The organism is Streptomyces sp. BF23-19 (assembly GCF_041106355.1).
GTDB classification, from domain to species: domain Bacteria; phylum Actinomycetota; class Actinomycetes; order Streptomycetales; family Streptomycetaceae; genus Streptomyces; species Streptomyces virginiae_A.
Map to the genome: position 1 here is coordinate 1 of NZ_JBGBPT010000040.1, position 2244 is coordinate 2244.

The window sequence follows — 2244 nt, forward strand, 5'->3', positions numbered from 1 at the left end:
CGCGCTGGCGGCGGCCGGCGTCTGGCAGTCCCGCCGCCGCACCCGATGACGGACCACGACACCGGGCCGTCGGCCGGCGCGCCCCCGGCCCGCCGGCCGGGCGGGCACGCCCCCACCGGGGCCGCACCCGACGGCGTGTCCCCGGCCCGGCGGAGCCCGGCCGGGGCGCAGGACGCCCCGCGCCGGTCGACGTACGAAAGGTGGCGGCCCCCGCAGGCCGTGCGCGCCACCGCCCTGCACGCGGGGGCCTGGTGGCTGTGGGCCCTCGGTCTCGCCACCGCCGCCTCCCGCACCACCAACCCGCTGCTGCTCGGGCTGATCATCGGCGTCGCCGGTTATGTGGTCGCGGCCCGCCGCACCGACGCGCCCTGGGCCCGTTCCTACGGCGCCTTCCTCAAACTCGGCCTCTTCGTCATCGGCCTGCGCCTGCTCTTCTCCATGCTCCTCGGCTCCCCCATCCCCGGCTCGCACACCGTCTTCACCCTTCCGGAGATCCCGCTGCCGGCCTGGGCCCAGGGCATCCGTTTCGGCGGCCGCGTCACCGCCGAGCAGCTCGTCTTCGCCTTCTACGACGGCCTGAAGCTGGCCACCCTCCTGGTGTGCGTCGGCGCGGCGAACGCCCTCGCGAATCCGGCGCGGCTGCTGAAGTCCCTCCCGGCCGCCCTGTACGAGGCCGGGGTCGCCGTCGTCGTCGCCATGACGTTCGCGCCGAACATGGTCGCCGACGTCGTCCGTCTGCGGACCGCCCGCCGGCTGCGCGGCCGCCCCACCGGTGGGGTGAAGGCGATCCTCCAGATCGGCCTGCCGGTCCTGGAGGGCGCCCTGGAACGCTCCGTCGCCATCGCCGCCTCGATGGACGCCCGCGGCTACGGCCGCACGGCCGAGGTCCCGCCCGCGGTCCGGCACACCACCAACGCGCTCACCCTCGGCGGCCTGCTCGGCATGTGCGCCGGCACGTACGGCCTGCTCGCCGCGCAGGGTGCCGCGTACGGGCTCCCCGTGCTCGGCGGTGGCGCGGCCCTGGCCGTCGCGGGCCTGCGCCTCGGCGGCCGCCGGTCGGTGCGGACCCGCTACCGGCCCGACCGCTGGGGTGCGCGGGCCTGGCTGGTCTCCGGATCGGGCGCGGCCGTCGCGGCGCTGCTGATCCACGCCGGTTCCGTCGATCCCGCCGCGCTGCACCCGGGCGTGGTCCCGCTGACGGCCCCCACGCTCCCGCTGTGGCCGGCGGCGGCGATCCTGATCGGCCTGCTGCCCGCCTTCGTGGCACCCGTACCGCCCAAGGAGGCGTCGCAGTGATCCGCTTCGATCAGGTGTCGGTCACCTACGAGGACGCGTCCGGCCCCTGTCTGCGGGGCGTCGACCTGGTGATCCCCGAGGGGGAGCTGACGCTGCTGGTCGGCCCGTCGGGCGTCGGCAAGTCCACCCTGCTGGGGGCGGTCTCCGGACTGGTCCCGCACTTCACGGGCGGCACACTGCGGGGCCGGGTCACGGTCGCCGGCCGGGACACGCGCACCCACAAGCCGCGCGAGCTCGCGGACGTGGTCGGCACGGTCGGCCAGGATCCCCTCGCGCACTTCGTGACGGACACGGTGGAGGACGAGCTCGCCTACGGCATGGAGTCCCTGGGCCTGCCACCTGCGGTGATGCGCCGCCGGGTGGAGGAGACCCTGGACCTGCTGGGCCTGAACGAGCTGCGCGACCGGCCGATCGCGACGCTGTCCGGCGGCCAGCAGCAGCGGGTCGCGATCGGCTCGGTCCTCACCCCGCACCCCAAGGTGCTGGTGCTGGACGAGCCGACGTCCGCGCTGGATCCGGCGGCGGCGGAGGAGGTCCTCGCGGTCCTCCAGCGCCTGGTGCACGACCTGGGCACGACCGTGCTGATGGCGGAGCACCGGCTGGAGCGGGTCGTCCAGTACGCCGACCAGGTCCTGCTCCTGGCGTCGCCGGGCGCGGCTCCGGTCATCGGTACCCCGGCGGAGATCATGGCCGTCTCCCCGGTCCACCCGCCGGTGGTCTCCCTGGGCCGCCTCGCGGGCTGGTCCCCGCTCCCCCTCTCGGTCCGCGACGCCCGCCGCCAGGCCGCTCCACTCCGCTCCCGCCTGTCGCCTGCGGCGGGCTCGGCCCCGTCGACCTCTGCGGGCCGCCCGTCCGACCCCGCCCGCCCCTCCGCTTCCCAGGGCTCCGCCCCGGACCCCGCGCCTCAAACGCCGGCGGGGCTGGAAGGTGCAGCCTCGGCAAATCCAG

The 2244-nt window shown here is 76.4% G+C and carries 2 protein-coding genes; both read left to right on the top strand.

Annotated features, from left to right (window positions below; genetic code table 11):
- Nucleotides 1-45: 45 nt before the first annotated feature.
- On the top strand, nt 46-1296 hold the full coding sequence (locus tag AB8A24_RS22405; protein WP_369477381.1) for an energy-coupling factor transporter transmembrane component T: 1251 nt from the start codon (nt 46-48) through the stop codon (nt 1294-1296).
- The coding region (locus tag AB8A24_RS22410; RefSeq protein ID WP_369477309.1) for an ATP-binding cassette domain-containing protein at nt 1293-2244 on the top strand (952 nt) is incomplete at its 3' end. The genes AB8A24_RS22405 and AB8A24_RS22410, both read left to right, overlap by 4 nt.

Coding starts and splice junctions, on each gene's coding strand:
- AB8A24_RS22405 (WP_369477381.1), top strand. CDS start 46: ATGACGGACCACGACACCGGGCCGTCGGCCGGCGCGCCCCCGGCCCGC.